Source organism: Actinomadura violacea (genome assembly GCF_017573465.1).
Taxonomy (GTDB): Bacteria; Actinomycetota; Actinomycetes; order Streptosporangiales; family Streptosporangiaceae; genus Spirillospora; species Spirillospora violacea.
Genome location: NZ_JAGEPF010000035.1, coordinates 66,203 through 82,166, shown reverse-complemented (window position 1 = coordinate 82,166; position 15,964 = coordinate 66,203). Strand labels below are relative to the sequence as shown.

Here is a 15,964-nt window from a genome sequence, read left to right as displayed (position 1 = left end):
GGCTCGCATGCACGATCGACGTGACCGCTTCTGCTGCACCACAACCCGCCTCACCCCCGCGGCGAAGGCCCGTGACCTGCTCCGCAGCCCTTCCCGCTTCTACCGCGCGACCAAGCGCATCTCCCCAGCAGTACAGGACCTCGACCTACCCACACCATGGGACCTGCACGAGTTCCTCAAACGCTGGGACAAGCGGCGAGGCCGCACCACCAAGCTCCTCCCCCTCCGCGCCGGCGAAGGCGTACCGACCGGCCTGACCTTCAGCGCCGGCGACACCGACTACCTCTGGCACGTCGACACCAGCCCCGTCCACCGCGACCACATCGTCATGCACGAGGTCGGCCACATCGTCTTCGACCACCAGCCCAGCTACAAGGTAGACGCCGCAACCCTGGTCAGCCTGCTGGGCAACTCACTGAACCACGTGGGCACCGGCCTCGCGCGCCTCATGCTCGGCGCACGAACCGGCTTCGCCACCATCGAAGAACGAGAAGCGGAAATGTTCTCCTGGCTGGCCCTCGTCCGGGCAGGCGAACGTCCCGACACCACCGACGGATCCACCCTGCACGCCACCTGGGGACGCGGATGAGCGTCGCCTACTACATCGCCGCGATCTGCATCAGCGCGGCCGGCCTCTACACCATCCGCCGCTACCGGCAGAACCCCACCTCGGCCATGCGCGCATTCGCCGCGACACTGTTCCTGCTCGCCGCAGCGTTCATCGTCCTGGCCAACGCCACCCGCCCCATCATCGACGGCATCGTGCACCTGCACCCCTTCGCGCGCTGGGTCGGCAACACCCTCACCATCGCGGCCGGAGCCTGCTTCAACGTCGTGCTCTCCCACTTCGCCCGCCGCCCCACCGACCCGCCGCCCCCGACCCGCCGATACGCACTCGCCGTCACCGCCTCCTTCATCGCCATGGGCATCTGCGTGCTCGGCACCCCCGACAGCAACGACTTCGTCGATGTCTACGCCACCGACACCAGCGTCACCGCCTACCTGCTCATCTACCTGGCCAGCATCGGCGCCGTCATGACCGTCGCGTTCACCAGCGGGATCCGCTACGCCCGCGACAACCACGGCCTCATGCGCGCCGCCATGACCTTCGTCGCCACCGGCGCCGCGTTCGGCATCGCCTACAGCCTCTACAAACTCGGCGTCGTCGCCGCCCGCCACCAGGGCCACCAGCTCGGCACCGAAAGCATCATCGGCCCCGCCCTCGGCATCGCCGCGGCCCTGCTCATCACGATCGGCTCCACACTCGGCTCCCTGGCCCCCGCCACCGCCGCCGCCATCCGCCGCCGCGTGCTCTACCGCCAACTCGCACCCCTGCACACCGCACTCGCCGACGCGTTCCCCGAGATCAAGCTCGACGTGCGAGTCAACAGCCGCCGCTACCGCCTCGACCGCCGCGTCGTCGAGATCGGCGACGGCCTGGTCCGGCTACGCCCCTGGAGCGACCGCGCCGCCCTCTCCGCCAAGGCCGCCAACCTCCACCAAGCCCATGACCTGCCCGTCGTCCAAGCCATGATCGTCACCGCGGCCCTCCGAGCCCGCGCAGCCGGCATCCCACCCGCCGACCCGAACTTCAACTGGCTGAACTCCTCTACCATCCCGACCAACCTCGAAGGCGAAGCCACCCACCTGGCAGGCATCAGCCGCGCCTTCACCTCCCTGCCCGCCGACACCCGACTCCCCGAAGTGACCGTGACTGCATGACCGCGCCCACCACCGCATCCCCCCACACCCCCGAGCCCGCCGAGACCCCGCCCCGCAACAAGGCGCCCGCCGCACGGCTGGTCACCGAGATCGGCGCCCCATGGGTGCTGATCATCGCCCTGTTCCTGGCGGTCGGCGCACATGACGCGGGATGGGCCGGACTCGGCTGGGGGCTGGCCGGAGCGTTCTTCGCCTCCCTCGGCCCCATGGCGCTCATCGCCAAAGGCACCCGCTCAGGCGACTACAGCGACCACCACCTGACCGAACGCTCCCACCGCACCCGGCCGCTGCTGGGCGCGGTCGGCCTCGTCGTCGCGGGCCTGGCCCTCGGCAAACTCGCCGACGCCCCGAACCAGGTCTACGCCGTCATGGCCGCCATGCTCGCGGGCCTGGCCGTGACCGTCCCCATCACCCTGCGCTGGAAGATCAGCTTCCACGCCGGAGTCGCCGCCGCCCTCGTCGGCATCCTCACCCTGGTGTTCGGCCCCGCCGTCTCCATCGGCTGGCTCCTGGTCGCCGTCATCGCATGGTCCCGCGTCCGTCTCGGCGACCACACCATCGCGCAGGTCCTCGCCGGGGCGATCATCGCTGGCGGTGCCGCGACCCTGGTCTTCTGGCTGGCCGCCTGATCCACCCGACCCAGGCGGCCAGTCAGCCTCGGCTACGCGCGGACCAGCCCTTCCTGCTTCACCCACGCCAGCAGCACTTCCCGAGGCCACACCGGCGACCGGCCGATGTGCCGTCCCGGCTCGGGCATCTTGTGCTTCTGATGCCGCATCGCATCCTCGGACTTGCCCAGGTACGCGGCGATCTCGGCGTACCCCCACCACACCACCTCACCGGAACCAGCCGCGGCTGCCGGCGCCGTCGTCTCACCTGCCTTCGAGGATCTCTTCGACCGCACAGCCTTCACCGCCTTGGGCGCTGCGGGCTTCTTGCCGTCCTGGTCGTCGGCCGGGAGGCTGCGGACCTTGTGGCTGTGGCCAGGCCTCTGCTTCTCCCACTCGATAATCACCTGCGGCTCCCAGACCGGGAAACGGCCAAAGTAACGGGCAGGCTCCGGCAACTCACGGCGAGAGCGATACCGCTGGACCGAGACGGGTGCGACACCGAGGTACCGCGCGATGTCCTCGGCGTCCCACCACACCTGCCCGGTCACGTCCGGGTCGGGCTGCCTCCCCCGGAACCACTCGTCGGCCCACTTGCGGATGGCCTTGGGCTCCCACTCGTAAGGGCGAGTCGAGGAGTCGATCGGCGCAGGCAGCTCCTTGTTTCGCAACCAGCGGTACACGCTGCTCTCTGACGCGCCCGTGTGCTCGGCGATGTCTCTGACTCTCCACTTCGCGGCCATCACAACCCCATCAATATTCATGTCAGTACAACTCAACGGTAGCAGCCAGGCGCGGCCATCCCATCGCCAACAGCACACCGGGACCACAGAGCCGGTATCGGTCATCCGCTGGAGGATCCCAGCAACATCGCGGAACCGCTGTCGCCATGCGGAGCCTGCAAAAGCCCCACAGGGACGTGTCCCGCTGGCCCTCTCTGCTCGCACCCTGCTCGCACAAACGGCCCCAAAGGGGCCCAGCGCACCCTCACCACCCCACACCGAGGGGGCAATGAGCAACGCCCTGACCAGCGCAAACATGCACAGCCTCACGGCGCCACAGATCCCCCGATAATACGGAGCACACTCCTAAAGCGGGTGTCGCAGGTTCGAATCCTGCCGGGGGCGCCGAACAGACGGGAAACAGGGGCGGCCCCGCCGCCCCCTGCCCGGGCTTCCGCCATGACATCCGCAGCGATCCTGCCCTGCTGGTCGATCGCAGCACCGGTGAGCGTCACCTTGCAATCGGCGATACCGCTCCGCTTGTCGTAGCTGATCTCCAGCCGGAACGCCTCGAAGAGCCGCCGGAGCACCGGCTCGGGGGCGCGGGTCAGGTCCACCTCGCCTAGTGGGATCAGGTCGAGCAGGTCGGGGCAGGAGCGGACCGGACGTTCCCTCTCATGCGCCGCCAGTTCGTCGAGTTTCCCGTTCCGCTCGGCCGAGAGCGCCACCGAGCGTTGACAGATGTCGCGCATCAGGTCGCCGTCGCCGTCTTCGAGGAGTTCGAGTTTGCGGACCAGGCGATTCCTTCGCGCCTCGATGTCATCGATCGCCTGACGCAATGCTTCGCCCTTCGACCGCCACTCTCGCGTCCTCGTGTCTTGAGCCTTGAGCAGGCCGCTTTCTAGCCGCGCCTTGCGGCTTCTCGCGAAGACGTTGAAAGGGAAGAAGTCGCCGACACCTTTGAGGAGCTTCTCTTCCTGCACCCACAGGCTTTTTGGATGGCCCTGGGGCCTGTAGGCGGCGGGAGCAGTACGCACGGCACGCGGCCGGATCGGCGGCGTTCTTGCCCGGTGTGCTGCGCGAGCGTTCCCGACCTGCCGCGATCTGCTGGGCGGCCACGAACGTCTCGACGCTGATCAGCGCCTCATGCGTCGGATTACTGGACCACACCCATACCTCCGGCGGGTTGTGGCGCCCACCATCGGTCTTGCTGGCCCGGCGGTTCCAGACCATGTAGCCCGTGTTCTTGGGATTCACCAGGACATCACGCACCGAGGACCCCGTCCATCGGCCCGCCGCGCGGGACGGGTCCACGGGTATCGGAGCCGGGTTGGCCGTCAGGTCCCTGTTGAGGCGATCGGCGATCGCCGAGTACCCCATACACTCGCCGATCCGCAGGTGATAGATCCGCACGACGACCGCCGCCTGCACAGGGTCAGGGACGAGGGTGTGTAGCCCTGGTCGGTGTGGGCTTCGAAGCCGCCCCATGATTTCTCCAACAACTCCAGGACGTACCACTCGGCGACCCCCTGCTTCACGCGCCTCGTCAGCACCTGCGAGGCGCGTTTCCCGTTGAGCACGATCGGCTCATCGGCCGCGAACAGGAGCACTCCGGCTTCTTCAAGGGTGTTCTCGATCAGCGTGCCGATATAGGTGCGCCGAGAGATGCGATCGATCGACTCGCAGATGACGGCATCGAATCTGCGGTCGGACCGCGAAGCCTCCTCCAGAAGATCCTGAATTCCACCGTCTCGGGGCACGGGAATCGCCATCCGCTCGTGCCCGTGACCACGGCCGCGCGCCGCCAACTTCTTCCTGCCCGACTCGACATCGTAGAAGTGCGCTGCTGCTGGCCGCCCGACAGCTCCGACGGCCGGTGCCCCAGCCGGTCCCGCAGCCCCACCACGTCCACGACCTGGTCGAACCAGGCCCGGTCCGGCTTGCGTCCCGCCAGCTCCAGCGGCAGCAGGATGTTCTGCTCGGCGGTGAGCGTCGGCAGCAGGTTGAACGCCTGGAAGACGAACCCGACCCGGTCGCGGCGCAGCATCGTCAACTGCTTGTCGCTCATCGCGGTGATGTCGGCGTCGCCCAGCCTGACCCGGCCCTCGCTGACGGTGTCGAGCCCGGCCAGGCAGTGCATCAGCGTCGACTTCCCCGACCCGACGGCCCCATGATCGCGGTGAACGCGCTGCGGGCGAAGCCCACGCTCACCCCGCGCAGCGCGGGCACCGCCGCGTCACCGGAGCCGTACACCTTGGACACCCCCTCGGCCACGACGGCCAGGGCTTCGGGGCCCTGCTGCTGCGGTTGCTGCTGCATCGCGGGGTGCGGCGCGTTCGGCGGCGGAGCGGGATACGGGGCGTTCCCCGGCGTGTGCTGCCGCGGCGGACTCTGCGGGGCGGCGCCGTCCTGCGCGCCCGCGGGCGGCATCCCGCCCCGAGGCGCGTTTGCGGCCTGACCGTAGAACGGAACAGTGGCGCGGGAGCTGCTGGACGGGTCGGCGTGGGGGCTATTCATCGGGCTCCTTCAAGGGCTGGACAACTGCGGTCAACGCTAGGAATCCGCGGGCTCCGCGCCATCGCCCCCGCGTCCACGCTTGAGATCATCTTCACCGGCTAGTCCACCCGCCCGCGTACGACCTGAGACGTACGATTCCGTCCGCCACCCAGGCGACACCTCGAGTTCGCCCTCCCGGCCACCTTTTTCGGCCGCTTGACGTTCGTGCTGGCCAGGGCTTCGAAAACGTTCCTGCGATCGTCCACTCGGATGCTCGGACGATCGCGGCAGCAGACTCGGCAGATGTCGCCGCAGTCCGGCGTCGCGCATCCGTCGGTCTAGCTGTGCAGGCAAGTACCTCGCTTTCGGCTTTGGCTGCGCAGTCAGATACTGCGGGGGGTGGGCGGGACGGTAGTGTTCGCCAGATGGCGACCGTGCGGTTGAGCGAGCTCGAGGACGAGGCCTGGCGCGGGTTCCTGTACGCCCACGACCGGATCTGGCGCGAGATCGAGGCCGGCCTGGCTCCGCTGGGCGTCAGCATGGCCGAGTACAGCGTCCTGGCCCTGCTCGGCGAGGCCGGCCGCGACGGCATGCGCATGACCGAGCTGGCCAAACGCCGCGTGATGTCCACGGGCGGGTTCACCCGGCTCGCCGACCGCCTGGAGCGCCGCGGCCTGATCGAGCGGCGGCGGTCGGCCGACGACGGCCGCGGCTTCGAGGCGGTCCTGACCGGGGACGGGCGTGCGCTCCTGCGCAAGGCGTGGAAGCAGCAGCACGGCGACCTCCGCAAGCTCTTCTTCGACCGGCTCGACGAGGACGACCTGCGCAACCTGGCCGCCGTCTGGGCGCGGCTCGCCCCTGAGGACGACGGCGCCACGTCCTAGTTGGTCGTCGACGCCGCCTGGCTTGGAGCGTGGGTACCGCCACGACCGTGCCCCCGAAGGCCACGATGCGCCGCAAAGCGCGGCAAGAGGGCGGCAAGGCCGTCGGTGGAACGGGTGTCACCGACGGCTCTGGCTGTCGACGGCCCCTAGCTTGCTTCGCGACTGGTGGACGGGCTAGGACGTCGGGGGTGCAGAGCGCCGGGTGGCGATGGGAGCGAGTACGGCCAGGAAATCGTCGAAGGCCTGATCGGCTCGCGACGCATCACCTGTTGCTTCGATGTCCATGATGAGACCCCGGACGACCGCGAGCACGAGAGTGCCGAGTTCGGGACGGCCGATGCTTCTCATGCCGTCCTCGAGCGGTTGGAGCCAGTCCGTGGTGGACTCGCGACGAAAGCCCGGCCACAACCGTTGCTGGGCGTCTTCCCGGAGCCTGCCGAACATGCTGAGGTACGGCCGGCCGGCCGGGCCGGTCATGACCCGCCAAGCCCGTCGCAGAGTGCTCAGGTAGGGCTCGTCCGGTCGTGGGGCCACCAGCTCACCGAAGAAGTCGCGCTGACGCCGCCGCGCCCGTCCCAGCGTCTCGCGCAGCAGCGCGTCCCGGGTCCCGAAGTGGTAGATCAGCATCCGGGTCGAGGTGCCGGACGCCGTCGCGAGCGGTTCGAGGTGGTCGGGCAGCCCGTGGGCGAGCGCGTGGTCGACGCAGGCGTCGAGAATCCGGTCGCGGATCTCAGGTTGCTTGTGTCGGCCCATTGGCGCATTTTTTCACGTAACTAATGATACGTCTATCGTTGGTCCCAGCCTGGGAACACACCGACAAGGAGGAAGAGATGCGTGTCGTGTTCGTGCACGGGGCCTGTGTTCGTGACGGGTCTTGGTGGTGGCATCTGGCCGCCGCGGCTCTGCGGGAGCGCGGCATCAGCAGCATCGCACCGGCGCTGCCGAGCTGCGGCGAGGGTGACCGGCCGGCCGGACCGCAGGGTCCCGGGCTGCCCGAGGACGTCGCCGCGGTACGCGCCGCCCTGACCGCGGCGGACGAGCCGACCGTGGTCGTGGCGCACAGCTACGGCGGCATCGTCGCCGCCGAGGCGGCGGCGGGGGCCGATGCCGTGCGCCACCTGGTGCCGGTGTCGAGCTACCTGCCCGAGCCCGGTGAGTCGCTGTCGACGTTCGGCGCCGCCGCGCCGCCACCGTTCCTGGACTTCGACCCCGATGGCGGCACGTTCGGCGCCCGGCCCGAACTGTTCGCTGAGACGTTCGTCCAGGACTGCTCGCCCGACATCGCCCGCGACGCAGCCGCCCGTCTGGTCCGGCAGACGCTGGCGGTGACCCAGCAGCCAGTACGGTCGGCGGCGTGGCACGACTTGCCCACGACGTACCTGGTGTGCACCGAGGACCGGGGCACCCCCGCGGCGGCGCAACGTGAACTCTCCCGCCGCGCGGACAAGGCGATCGAGGTGAAGGCGGGCCACCACCCGTTCCTGTCGCAGCCGAAGACCGTCGCCGACATCATCTCGAGCCTGCTGTGACCGCTATGGCGGACCTGGTCTGCAGACCGTTTCTGTGACGAACTGATCGCCGGACTGGACGGCGAGCCCGGAGAGAATCACGAAGGCCGGTCGCTCTGCACCCGTCCGGCCGCGGCACGGCGACCAGATCAAGCTCCTCCCAGGCGGCTGCATCATCGAGGGCCCATCTGACTCGGCCCTCAACCAGGACGGCTGACGAGATCCGCAAGGTGCCGCGGGCCAAAGTGACCTACCACACAGCCGCGTGAAGGAATTTGTCTGCGCAGGCAGCTTGCTATTCATGGTGCCGGTTCTGGAGATCCACGCGATCCGTGCAGAGCCGGGCAGGAACAGCAGTCATTTCAGGAGCGGGGAGGCGCAGCAGAGGAAGGCTGCCCTCGGCGTCCAGTGAGGAGTGTGCTTCATGACGCCAAGATCATTGGCGGACAAGCCCGTCGACCGGTTCCGGCTCGATGGCCGGACCATGGTCGTCGCCGGTGGTGCATCACGACTCGGGCAGACCTTCGCCGAGTCGCGGGCCGACGCCGACGCCCGCGTTGCGGTGTTCGACCGCGCCCCCAAGGACGAGACCGCCGAACTGCCCGGCGACCGGGGGTTGGTGGTCCACGCCGACCTGACCGATCCGGAGCAGGTCCGGGCGGCCGCCGGCAGGACGCTCGAGTGGAGCAACGGCGAGGTCGACGCCCCGGTGAACAACGCCGGCATCACCGCGGCCTGACACCGCACTGAGGGCCTGTCCATCACCATGTCCAGATAGTTATCTGTGCAGACAATTAAATTCACGCCTAAGGGGATCTGACCATGGCACGGCTACTCCACATCGACTCCAGCGTCCAAGGCGACGGCTCGGTCAGCCGGCGGCTCACCGCCCGCGCCGCGGGCGTCTGGCGCGCGGCCCACCCGGACGGCACCGTCGTCTACCGCGACCTCGGCGCCGACCCGGTCCCCCATCTCGACAGTGTCGGCGGAATCAGCAGGCTCGTGCCGCGCGAGCAGCACACCGAGGCGCAGGCCGCGTCCTGGGCCCTGACCGAGGAACTCGTCGGCGAGGTCGCCGCCGCCGACACGATCCTGCTGGGGCTGCCGCTGTACAACTACGGCGTCCCCAGTTCCGTGAAGGCGTGGGTCGACCATCTCATCGCGCCCGGCCTGTCCTACCGCCCGGAGAGCATGAAGGGCCTGCTGAGCGGCCGCGACTTCATCGCGATCGCCTCGCGGGGCGGCGGCTACGGCGAGGGCGCCCCGAAGCAGGGCTGGGACCACGCGACCGCCTGGCTGCCGCACGGTCTCTCCCTGACGGGACTGGAGCCGCGGTTCATCACCACCGAACTCACGCTCGCTCAACACAACCCCGCGATGTCGAGCCTCATCCCGCTGGCCGAAGAGAGCCGCCGCCAGGCCGAGGCCGCCATCGACAAGCTCTGGCCTCCGGCGATGACCGGCGTCTGACCGGAGCGAGGGGGAACGACGCCCGGTTTCGACACCGGCGCCCTGAGGCGAGGTGACGGTGGATCCCCGGGGCATCCACCGTCACCGCGGGCCGGTGGAGGTTGGCCGGAGCGGTCAACGAATCACTGCCGGGCCGCTTGAGGTCCCCAAGAGTCCAACTCAATACCCATGTGCGCGACGTCCGCGCCCGCCGGAAGCGTGCCGTCTCCAGCAACCTGCTTGTGCAGACAGGTTGAACGGCGTGCGCGGAGTCGCGGATCCGAAGAAGGGATGAGGGAATGCCTTTCGAGATCGGCATCATGACGTTCGGAGAGCTCACCGACGACCAGGCCACGGGGGCACCGCCGTCCCCGCGGCGGCGCGTCCGCGAGACGATCGAGCAGGCGCAGGTCGCCGACCAGGCGGGGCTGGACGTCTTCGGCGTCGGCGAGCACCACCGCACCGACTTCGTCGGATCCGCGCCGGCCATCCTGCTGGCCGCCGCGGCGGAGAAGACGAAGAAGATCAGGCTGACGAGCTCGGTCACCGTCCTCGGCTCGGAGGACCCCGTGCGCGTCTGGGAGCAGTTCGCCACGATCGACCTGCTGTCGGCCGGCCGCGCCGAGATCATCGCCGGCCGCGGCTCCTACACCGAGTCCTTCCCGCTGTTCGGGTACGACCTGAAGGACTACGCCGAGCTGTTCCGCGAGAAGCTCGACCTGCTGCTGAAGATCCGCGGCCAGAACCCGCTGACCTGGCAGGGCCGGTTCCGCGCCCCGCTGGTCGAGGCCGACATCGCGCCCCGCGCCGACGGCGGCACGATCCCGATCTGGGTCGGCGTCGGCGGATCGCCCGCCTCGGCTGTCAGCACCGGACGCCTCGGCCTGCCCATGGCGCTGGCACTGCTGCTCGGACCGATGACCTTGCACCAGGAGACCGTCGAGCTGTACCGGTCGGCGGCGGCGGAGGCCGGGCACGACGCGGGCGCGCTGCCGATCAGCATCAACGCGCACGGGTTCGTCGCACGCACCAGCCAGGGCGCCCGGGACACCATGTACCCCTACTTCGCCAAAGGCATGATGGACAACAACCACCAGCGCGGCCGCGGTTTCCGGATGCCGCGGGCCGCGTTCGACGCGCAGTCCTCGCCGCGCGCCGGCCTGCTGGTCGGCAGCCCCCAGGAGATCATCGACAAGCTGCTCGGCTACCACGAGCTGTACGGGCTCGACCGCGCCATCATCCAGATGGGCTTCGGCGGAGTGCCGCAGAAGGACCACCTCGAGGCGATCGAACTGCTCGCCACCGACGTCGCGCCGGTCGTGCGCCGCGAGGTCGCTCTGCGCCAGAGGAGCGTGGCATGACCATCGTCGCGCAAGACCACGGCACCGGCCCGATCACGCGGATCCCGGCCTCGCGCCTGCGGGTAGTCGTCGTCAACGGCAGCCCCAGCCGGCCGTCCAAGACCATGGGGCTGGTCGACGTCGTCCTCGACAACCTGAAGGACATGCTCCCCATCGAGGTGTCCCGGGTCGACGTGTACCGGCTGGGCGCGGGGTTCACCGGGGCGATCGAGCGCGAGGACGTCACGCCGGAGGTCGAGGAGGCGATCCGGCTCGCCGAGGACGCGGATCTGCTCATCGCCGCCGCGCCAGTGTTCCGCGGATCGTACCCCGGCATGTTCAAGCACTTCTTCGACCTCGTCGAGCAGTACGCGCTCGCGAACAAGCCCGTCCTGCTGGCCGCGACGGGCGGAGGCGACCACCACGCGCTGGTCCTGGAGCACGCCATGCGGCCGTTGTTCGCCTTCTTCCAGGCGTTGACGATCCCGGTCGCGTTCTTCGCGTCCGCCGGGGACTTCGACGGCACGACGCTGCTCAACCCCCGCGTCCACGGACGCATCGAAGTCGGGCTCACCGACGTCGCGGACCTTCTCCGAGCCCGCGCGACGGGCGCAAGAAGCAGCACAGGGCCGGACATCGGCGAATAACCGGACCGATTCCTATCCCAGTCTGAAAGGGCAGCCGGTGCGCCGGCGCCTGTTTCCAGGCGCCGGCCGCCTCTCTTTTCTTGATTTCCATCCTCGGAGGACACATGGGCGAATTCGGCGTTGGCATCATCGGTGCCAGCCCTGACAGCGGCTGGGCGTCCGGTGCGCACGTGCAGGCGATCGCGGCGACCCCGGGGCTCCGGGTCGCCGCGGTGGCGACCACCCGGCAGGAGTCGGCCCGGCCGGGCCGCGGACCTCCTCGGCGACGCCGAATGGTTCACCGATCCCGCCGCACTGGCGGAAAGCGCATCGGTCGATCTGGTCGTGATCGCGGTGCGGGTGCCGCGGCACCGGGAGCTGATCACGGCCGCACTGCCTGCCGGCAAGCCGATCCTGTCGGAGCGGCCCCTCGGCGCGTCGACGGCCGAGGCGGAGGAGATCACCGAAGCCGCCCGTTCCGCCGGGGTGCGCGGATTCGTCGTGCTTCAGGGCCGGTGCGATCCGGTGATCAGCGAGGCCCGGAACCTGGTCGCGTCCGGTGCGCTGGGTGAACTGCAGGCGCTGTCTGTCCGCTCGTCCCGGACGCCGGGCACAGTCTTTCCGGCGCCTCCAGGCCGGGGACGAGGTGATCGAGCAGGTCGAGCAGGTGGTCGCGGAGAGGACATCCGTCGGGTGCGGTGGCGGCCGCCGGCTCCCTGCGCATCGGACGCTCGGGCACCGGCAGCATCACCGGATCGACGGGACGGCCTCGTTGGTCCGCACCGCCTGCCCGGTCGCCGGAAGCGACGGCATGGGACGGTGATCCGGAGGGATCGACGGTGATCGTCCTACAGGGCCTGGACGGACGGCTCGAACTGCGAACGAAGGACCCCGGCATACCGTCGCTACGCCAGCCGCAGATGGCGCCCTTCCGGGGAACCCTGGTCACCGCCGGCGGTACCCGGGAACTGGCCCCACCCGCGAGCGAACTGCCGGTCGCGGCCCGGAACCCGGCCGCCCTCTACCGGCAGGTGGCCGACGACCTGGCGAACGGAACCAGCACCGCACCGACGTTCGAGGAGGCCGTCGCCCAGCACAGGCGGCTCGACCAGTTCCGCTCGGGGTCCTGACATGGTGCCGTCGCTCGGCTGTTAGTCCGCCCGCACGGCGCGCCGCACGCATTCGCGGAGCAGGGCGCGGCGTTTGCTCACGTATTTCGGGAGGCTCCTGGGCGGTCGCCGCGTAGACGTCGCTGACGGGTGACCAGGACACGGACATGGCGATGACCACGACCATCGCCGGCCGTGGAACTCGGCGCCGACATCTCGGTCTTCCGCCATTCGCCCGGCAAGGCGGACGACGACCGCCCCGCCGGCGCAGCGATCGACAGGAACTGAGGGAGGCACCCTCGCCGTGCACGCTCGGGGGCCGGACGCCGACCGCGCGCCGGGGTCCGCCTAGGTTCGCGGCCAGTACCGACCCGCCGGTGCCTACTCCGATGATCGCAGTCGTCATTGTGCTGCCCAATCGTTCGTCGGGATGAGGAGCTCCGGTGGCTCCCGCAGGCCCACGCGGGCATCATCACTTTGCTTGCACAAGCAGCCATTTTGGGAAAAAGGTGCACACGGCCCGCGGCGGCGGGTCAGCGGGGCGGCTGGTCGGTTCGCAGGCCGTCGAGGATCTTGGCGGCGATGCCGGCGAACAGGTCGAGCTCTTCGGGTGTGACGCGGTCCACGAACAGGCGCCGGACCTCCCGCGCATGCCCGGGCACGGCGTCCACGAGCGCGGCGAGGCCCTTCTGGGTGATGACGACGTCGACGCCGCGGTTGCCGCACCGTTCGCGGCCGGTCAGGCCTCGTTGGCACATCCGGGTGAGCTGGTGGTGCAGCCGGCTCTTCTCCCAGTTGGCCGCCCGGCCCAGTTCGTAGGGGCGCATCCGTCCATCGGGCGCCTCGGACAGCAGTGCGAGCAGGGTGTAGTCGGCGTTCGACAGGCCGCTGTCGGCCTGGAGTTGCTGTTCGATGCGCGCACGCAGCAGCTCGATCATCTCGAAGGACGTCCGCCAAGCACGGCGCTCGCGTTCGGTCAGTCCCTGCTGCTCCATGAGGTCATCGTACCCATGAGTTGACAAGTCAACTCGGAAGCGCCACGTTGAGGTGACACATCAACTCAGTAGGGAGGCATCCGGTGATCGGAGAATGGGGAGACGGATCGCAGGAGGAGGTCGCTCCGTCAGGCGGGCGGCGCGGCTTCCTGAAGACCTCCGCGGCGGTCGCCGCAGGAGCGGGCCTGTTCACGGTCGGTCCGGGCGCGGCGCCGGGTCTCGCGGGGGAGCGCGGCGGCGGCGAGCGGCCGCCGAAGGACAGCGGGCGCCCGGGGCGCCGCTACATCATCCGCGGCGGCGCGGTGATGTCCATGGACTCGCGCGTCGGCGACTTCGCGATGGCCGACGTCCTGGTCGAGGGCAAGAAGATCGTCGACGTACGGCCCGGCATCCGTGCCGCCGGCGCCGACGTGATCGACGCGCGCGGGCGGATTGTCATGCCCGGCTTCGTCGACACGCACCACCACCAGTTCGAGACGGCGCTGCGCGGAACCCTCGCCAACGCCGTGCTCTTCGACGACCATTCGGGCTCGCCGAGCGCCGTCCCCAACTATGCCGACTACGTCCTGAAGCGGTTCGCGCCCGTCTACCGGCCGCAGGACGTCCACATCAACGTGTTGTTCTCAGGCCTCGCGCAACTCGACGCCGGTGTCACGACGGTGCTCGACACCTCGCAGATCCACCATTCCCCGCAGCATTCCGACGCGTCGATCCAGGCGCTCACCGACAGCGGGCGGCGGTCGGTGCTCCAATACTGCGAAGGCGATCTACGCGCGGAATCGCGGTATCCGGAGGACGCCCGCCGTATCAGGCACCAGTGGTTCTCCTCCGACGATCAGCTGGTGAGCATGGCTATGGGCGGGGAGTTCTACAGCTCCGACGAGGAGCTGTACTCCAAGGCCTGGAAGACCGGCCGCGAGCTGGGCCTGCAGATCGCCGCGCACGTCGTCTCCGGGTCGGGCGTCCGGCCCGTCGTCGACGCGTTCGCCAAGGGCACCGCCGGGTCCGGAAAGGACCTCGGGGTGGGAAGCGACACCCTCTTCTTTCACATGACGGGCGTGTCCGACACGGCGTGGAAGCGTTTCCGAGACGCCGGCGTGCAGGTCTCGATGGCCTTCCCGATCGAAATGGCCATGCGGCACGGCACCCCGCCCATTCTGAAGATGCAGGAACTCGGCATGCAGCCCTCGCTGAGCTCCGATGTCGAGACGACGATGGCCCCCGATCCGTTCACGCTGATGCGTTCCGCGCTGACCATGCAGCGCATGCTCGTCAACGAGATGATCCTGGAGCAGGGCGACTTCACGCCGCCGAACCAATGGCCGACGCCAGCCAAGGGCACGCCGGAACTGCTCACCGTCCGCGACGTGCTGCGCTTCGCGACCCTCAACGGCGCCGAACACCTCCGGCTCGGCGGCAAGGCCGGCTCGCTCACGCCCGGCAAGGAGGCCGACATCGTCCTCCTCGACGCCACCGCGCTCAACGTGACCCCGCTCAACAACGTCCCGGGGACCGTCGTCTCGCTGATGGACCGCACCAACGTCGAGACGGTGATCGTCGCCGGCAAGGTACGCAAGTGGAAGGGCAGCCTGGTCGACGTGGACATGAACGGGCTGCGCCGCGAACTCGAGGCATCCCGCGACCACCTCTTTTCGGCGGCGGGCGTCAAGCAGGACCTCTTCGGCTGACACCGCCGATCCGGGCTTACTCAGGGCGCCGGCAGGCCGTCCAGTCCGGCCGCGAAGAGCGGGGGCCGGGTCGAAGAGCACGCGGCCCACGGCCGAGACCGACAGGCCAACTGCTCGGCGATCCCCCGCGTGGCCTGCCGCACAGCGGCCGTGACGACCGCAGAGCACATGATTATCTGCATAGGCGACGCCTCGAGGCAGGCGGCGTCCGCGGCCGGATCGTATTGGACTTCGCCTGAGAGGCATTATCAGAGACGCCGGTATCGGACCGGGTCGACGACACGGGAAAGAATTCAGATACAGAGGTGACGGAACATGAGCAAACACGTGCTGCTCGTCTTCACCGACCCGAAGCCGGGTCGCGAGGAAGAGTTCAACACATGGTATGACGACGTGCACCTGGGCGATGTGCTCGGTGTAGCCGGGTACCGCGCGGCCCAGCGGTTCATCGCAAACATCGGGCTGCATGGTGAGGAGCCCGAGCATCGCTATCTTGCGATCTACGAGATCGAAGCGGATGACCTGCCGACCGCGTTGAGCGACCTGCGAAAAGCGTTGGCTCGCGCCGAACTGTCGGAGGCGATGGCCCCGGCTTTGATCACCTACGGTTTCACCGCAGTCGCCGACCGGGTTGAGGCCGACGATGCGGAGTCCGTGCCGGATCAAGACCGCTGAGTTCGACCGGAGCATTCGGATCGGCCTCGCCGACCAGCGGTCTCCCGGTTTGGGTTTCCACCTGCCCGGACCGGGGCGCGATCAGCAACCGGCAATCCAATAAGGTTGTCCAACAACCTTTCCCCCATGCACCAGGAGCCAT

18 protein-coding genes and 2 pseudogenes are annotated in these 15,964 nt (G+C 69.1%); 13 read left to right on the top strand and 7 right to left on the bottom strand.

What is annotated here, in order from left to right; genetic code table 11:
* Window positions 1–7: 7 nt before the first annotated feature.
* The 3 genes from J4709_RS43475 to J4709_RS43465 are packed head-to-tail and all read left to right on the top strand — an operon-like array spanning window position 8 to window position 2,351.
* A complete protein-coding gene (locus tag J4709_RS43475) occupies window positions 8–589 on the top strand; it encodes a hypothetical protein (RefSeq protein WP_208250937.1) in 582 nt (193 codons plus the stop codon).
* Window positions 586–1,722 carry an MAB_1171c family putative transporter gene (locus J4709_RS43470; RefSeq protein WP_208250936.1) on the top strand — a complete coding sequence of 379 codons (1,137 nt, stop codon included), beginning with the start codon at window positions 586–588 and terminating at the stop codon, window positions 1,720–1,722. The genes J4709_RS43475 and J4709_RS43470 overlap by 4 nt, the downstream gene beginning before the upstream one ends.
* On the top strand, window positions 1,719–2,351 hold the full coding sequence (locus J4709_RS43465) for a phosphatase PAP2 family protein (protein WP_208250935.1): 633 nt from the start codon (window positions 1,719–1,721) through the stop codon (window positions 2,349–2,351). Before J4709_RS43470 ends, J4709_RS43465 begins: the two co-directional genes overlap by 4 nt.
* A 32-nt stretch (window positions 2,352–2,383) precedes the next feature.
* Here the strand turns inward: J4709_RS43465 and J4709_RS43460 are convergent, their stop codons facing one another.
* The 5 genes and pseudogenes from J4709_RS43460 to J4709_RS43445 form a co-directional block, all read right to left on the bottom strand.
* A complete protein-coding gene (locus J4709_RS43460) occupies window positions 2,384–3,073 on the bottom strand; it encodes a helix-turn-helix transcriptional regulator (RefSeq protein ID WP_208250934.1) in 690 nt (229 codons plus the stop codon).
* A gap of 305 nt (window positions 3,074–3,378) precedes the next feature.
* Window positions 3,379–4,035, bottom strand: a complete 657-nt coding sequence (locus tag J4709_RS43455) for a hypothetical protein (protein ID WP_232384936.1) — start codon at window positions 4,033–4,035, stop codon at window positions 3,379–3,381.
* Window positions 4,036–4,156: 121 nt separating this feature from the next.
* A pseudogene (locus J4709_RS56290) lies at window positions 4,157–4,483 on the bottom strand (recombinase family protein); the annotation flags it as partial.
* Complete coding sequence (locus J4709_RS56285; RefSeq protein WP_372442235.1) at window positions 4,390–4,824, bottom strand: recombinase family protein; 435 nt, start codon at window positions 4,822–4,824, stop codon at window positions 4,390–4,392. The pseudogene J4709_RS56290 and the gene J4709_RS56285, both read right to left, overlap by 94 nt.
* 62 nt (window positions 4,825–4,886) lie before the next feature.
* Window positions 4,887–5,371 (bottom strand): annotated as a pseudogene (locus J4709_RS43445) (ABC transporter ATP-binding protein); the annotation flags it as partial.
* A 602-nt stretch (window positions 5,372–5,973) separates the two neighbouring features.
* Between J4709_RS43445 and J4709_RS43440 the strand changes: the two are divergent.
* Entirely contained in the window at window positions 5,974–6,432 is a 459-nt protein-coding gene (locus J4709_RS43440; protein WP_208250931.1) for a MarR family winged helix-turn-helix transcriptional regulator, read from the top strand.
* A 174-nt stretch (window positions 6,433–6,606) separates the two neighbouring features.
* Here the strand turns inward: J4709_RS43440 and J4709_RS43435 are convergent, their stop codons facing one another.
* The gene (locus tag J4709_RS43435; protein ID WP_208250930.1) at window positions 6,607–7,185 is read right to left on the bottom strand and encodes a TetR/AcrR family transcriptional regulator; all 579 of its coding nucleotides are present in this window, start codon (window positions 7,183–7,185) and stop codon (window positions 6,607–6,609) included.
* A 77-nt stretch (window positions 7,186–7,262) separates the two neighbouring features.
* Between J4709_RS43435 and J4709_RS43430 the strand changes: the two genes are divergently transcribed.
* The 7 genes from J4709_RS43430 to J4709_RS43400 all read left to right on the top strand — a co-directional run bounded on the left by J4709_RS43430 (window position 7,263) and on the right by J4709_RS43400 (window position 12,485).
* Window positions 7,263–7,961 carry an alpha/beta hydrolase gene (locus J4709_RS43430; protein ID WP_208250929.1) on the top strand — a complete coding sequence of 233 codons (699 nt, stop codon included), beginning with the start codon at window positions 7,263–7,265 and terminating at the stop codon, window positions 7,959–7,961.
* Between the two features lie 403 nt (window positions 7,962–8,364).
* Entirely contained in the window at window positions 8,365–8,679 is a 315-nt protein-coding gene (locus J4709_RS43425; RefSeq protein ID WP_208250928.1) for an SDR family NAD(P)-dependent oxidoreductase, read from the top strand.
* Between the two features lie 83 nt (window positions 8,680–8,762).
* A complete protein-coding gene (locus J4709_RS43420) occupies window positions 8,763–9,410 on the top strand; it encodes an FMN-dependent NADH-azoreductase (protein ID WP_208250927.1) in 648 nt (215 codons plus the stop codon).
* 278 nt (window positions 9,411–9,688) lie between these two features.
* Window positions 9,689–10,750 carry an LLM class flavin-dependent oxidoreductase gene (locus J4709_RS43415; RefSeq protein WP_208250926.1) on the top strand — a complete coding sequence of 354 codons (1,062 nt, stop codon included), beginning with the start codon at window positions 9,689–9,691 and terminating at the stop codon, window positions 10,748–10,750.
* A complete protein-coding gene (locus tag J4709_RS43410) occupies window positions 10,747–11,376 on the top strand; it encodes an NAD(P)H-dependent oxidoreductase (protein WP_208250925.1) in 630 nt (209 codons plus the stop codon). The genes J4709_RS43415 and J4709_RS43410 overlap by 4 nt, the downstream gene beginning before the upstream one ends.
* Window positions 11,377–11,508: 132 nt before the next feature.
* Window positions 11,509–12,198, top strand: a complete 690-nt coding sequence (locus J4709_RS56280) for a Gfo/Idh/MocA family oxidoreductase (protein ID WP_372442234.1) — start codon at window positions 11,509–11,511, stop codon at window positions 12,196–12,198.
* On the top strand, window positions 12,195–12,485 hold the full coding sequence (locus tag J4709_RS43400) for a hypothetical protein (RefSeq protein WP_208250923.1): 291 nt from the start codon (window positions 12,195–12,197) through the stop codon (window positions 12,483–12,485). Before J4709_RS56280 ends, J4709_RS43400 begins: the two co-directional genes overlap by 4 nt.
* 512 nt (window positions 12,486–12,997) lie before the next feature.
* Here the strand turns inward: J4709_RS43400 and J4709_RS43395 are convergent.
* Window positions 12,998–13,459 (bottom strand): MarR family winged helix-turn-helix transcriptional regulator, encoded by a 462-nt coding sequence (locus tag J4709_RS43395; RefSeq protein ID WP_208250922.1) that lies wholly within the window; start codon window positions 13,457–13,459, stop codon window positions 12,998–13,000.
* A gap of 83 nt (window positions 13,460–13,542) precedes the next feature.
* Here J4709_RS43395 and J4709_RS43390 point away from each other — a divergent pair, with 83 nt between their 5' ends.
* The gene (locus tag J4709_RS43390; protein ID WP_208250921.1) at window positions 13,543–15,147 is read left to right on the top strand and encodes an amidohydrolase family protein; all 1,605 of its coding nucleotides are present in this window, start codon (window positions 13,543–13,545) and stop codon (window positions 15,145–15,147) included.
* Window positions 15,148–15,462: 315 nt separating this feature from the next.
* A complete protein-coding gene (locus tag J4709_RS43385; RefSeq protein ID WP_208250920.1) occupies window positions 15,463–15,822 on the top strand; it encodes a hypothetical protein in 360 nt (119 codons plus the stop codon).
* Window positions 15,823–15,964: the final 142 nt, after the last annotated feature.

What these genes read in the sequence shown, in the direction of transcription:
- J4709_RS43475 (WP_208250937.1), top strand. Translation starts at nt 8, where the DNA reads ATGCACGATCGACGTGACCGCTTCTGCTGCACCACAACCCGCCTCACC.
- J4709_RS43470 (WP_208250936.1), top strand. Translation starts at nt 586, where the DNA reads ATGAGCGTCGCCTACTACATCGCCGCGATCTGCATCAGCGCGGCCGGC.
- J4709_RS43465 (WP_208250935.1), top strand. Translation starts at nt 1,719, where the DNA reads ATGACCGCGCCCACCACCGCATCCCCCCACACCCCCGAGCCCGCCGAG.
- J4709_RS43460 (WP_208250934.1), bottom strand. Translation starts at nt 3,073, where the DNA reads ATGGCCGCGAAGTGGAGAGTCAGAGACATCGCCGAGCACACGGGCGCG.
- J4709_RS56285 (WP_372442235.1), bottom strand. Translation starts at nt 4,824, where the DNA reads ATGGCGATTCCCGTGCCCCGAGACGGTGGAATTCAGGATCTTCTGGAG.
- J4709_RS43440 (WP_208250931.1), top strand. Translation starts at nt 5,974, where the DNA reads ATGGCGACCGTGCGGTTGAGCGAGCTCGAGGACGAGGCCTGGCGCGGG.
- J4709_RS43435 (WP_208250930.1), bottom strand. Translation starts at nt 7,185, where the DNA reads ATGGGCCGACACAAGCAACCTGAGATCCGCGACCGGATTCTCGACGCC.
- J4709_RS43430 (WP_208250929.1), top strand. Translation starts at nt 7,263, where the DNA reads ATGCGTGTCGTGTTCGTGCACGGGGCCTGTGTTCGTGACGGGTCTTGG.
- J4709_RS43425 (WP_208250928.1), top strand. Translation starts at nt 8,365, where the DNA reads ATGACGCCAAGATCATTGGCGGACAAGCCCGTCGACCGGTTCCGGCTC.
- J4709_RS43420 (WP_208250927.1), top strand. Translation starts at nt 8,763, where the DNA reads ATGGCACGGCTACTCCACATCGACTCCAGCGTCCAAGGCGACGGCTCG.
- J4709_RS43415 (WP_208250926.1), top strand. Translation starts at nt 9,689, where the DNA reads ATGCCTTTCGAGATCGGCATCATGACGTTCGGAGAGCTCACCGACGAC.
- J4709_RS43410 (WP_208250925.1), top strand. Translation starts at nt 10,747, where the DNA reads ATGACCATCGTCGCGCAAGACCACGGCACCGGCCCGATCACGCGGATC.
- J4709_RS43395 (WP_208250922.1), bottom strand. Translation starts at nt 13,459, where the DNA reads ATGGAGCAGCAGGGACTGACCGAACGCGAGCGCCGTGCTTGGCGGACG.
- J4709_RS43385 (WP_208250920.1), top strand. Translation starts at nt 15,463, where the DNA reads ATGAGCAAACACGTGCTGCTCGTCTTCACCGACCCGAAGCCGGGTCGC.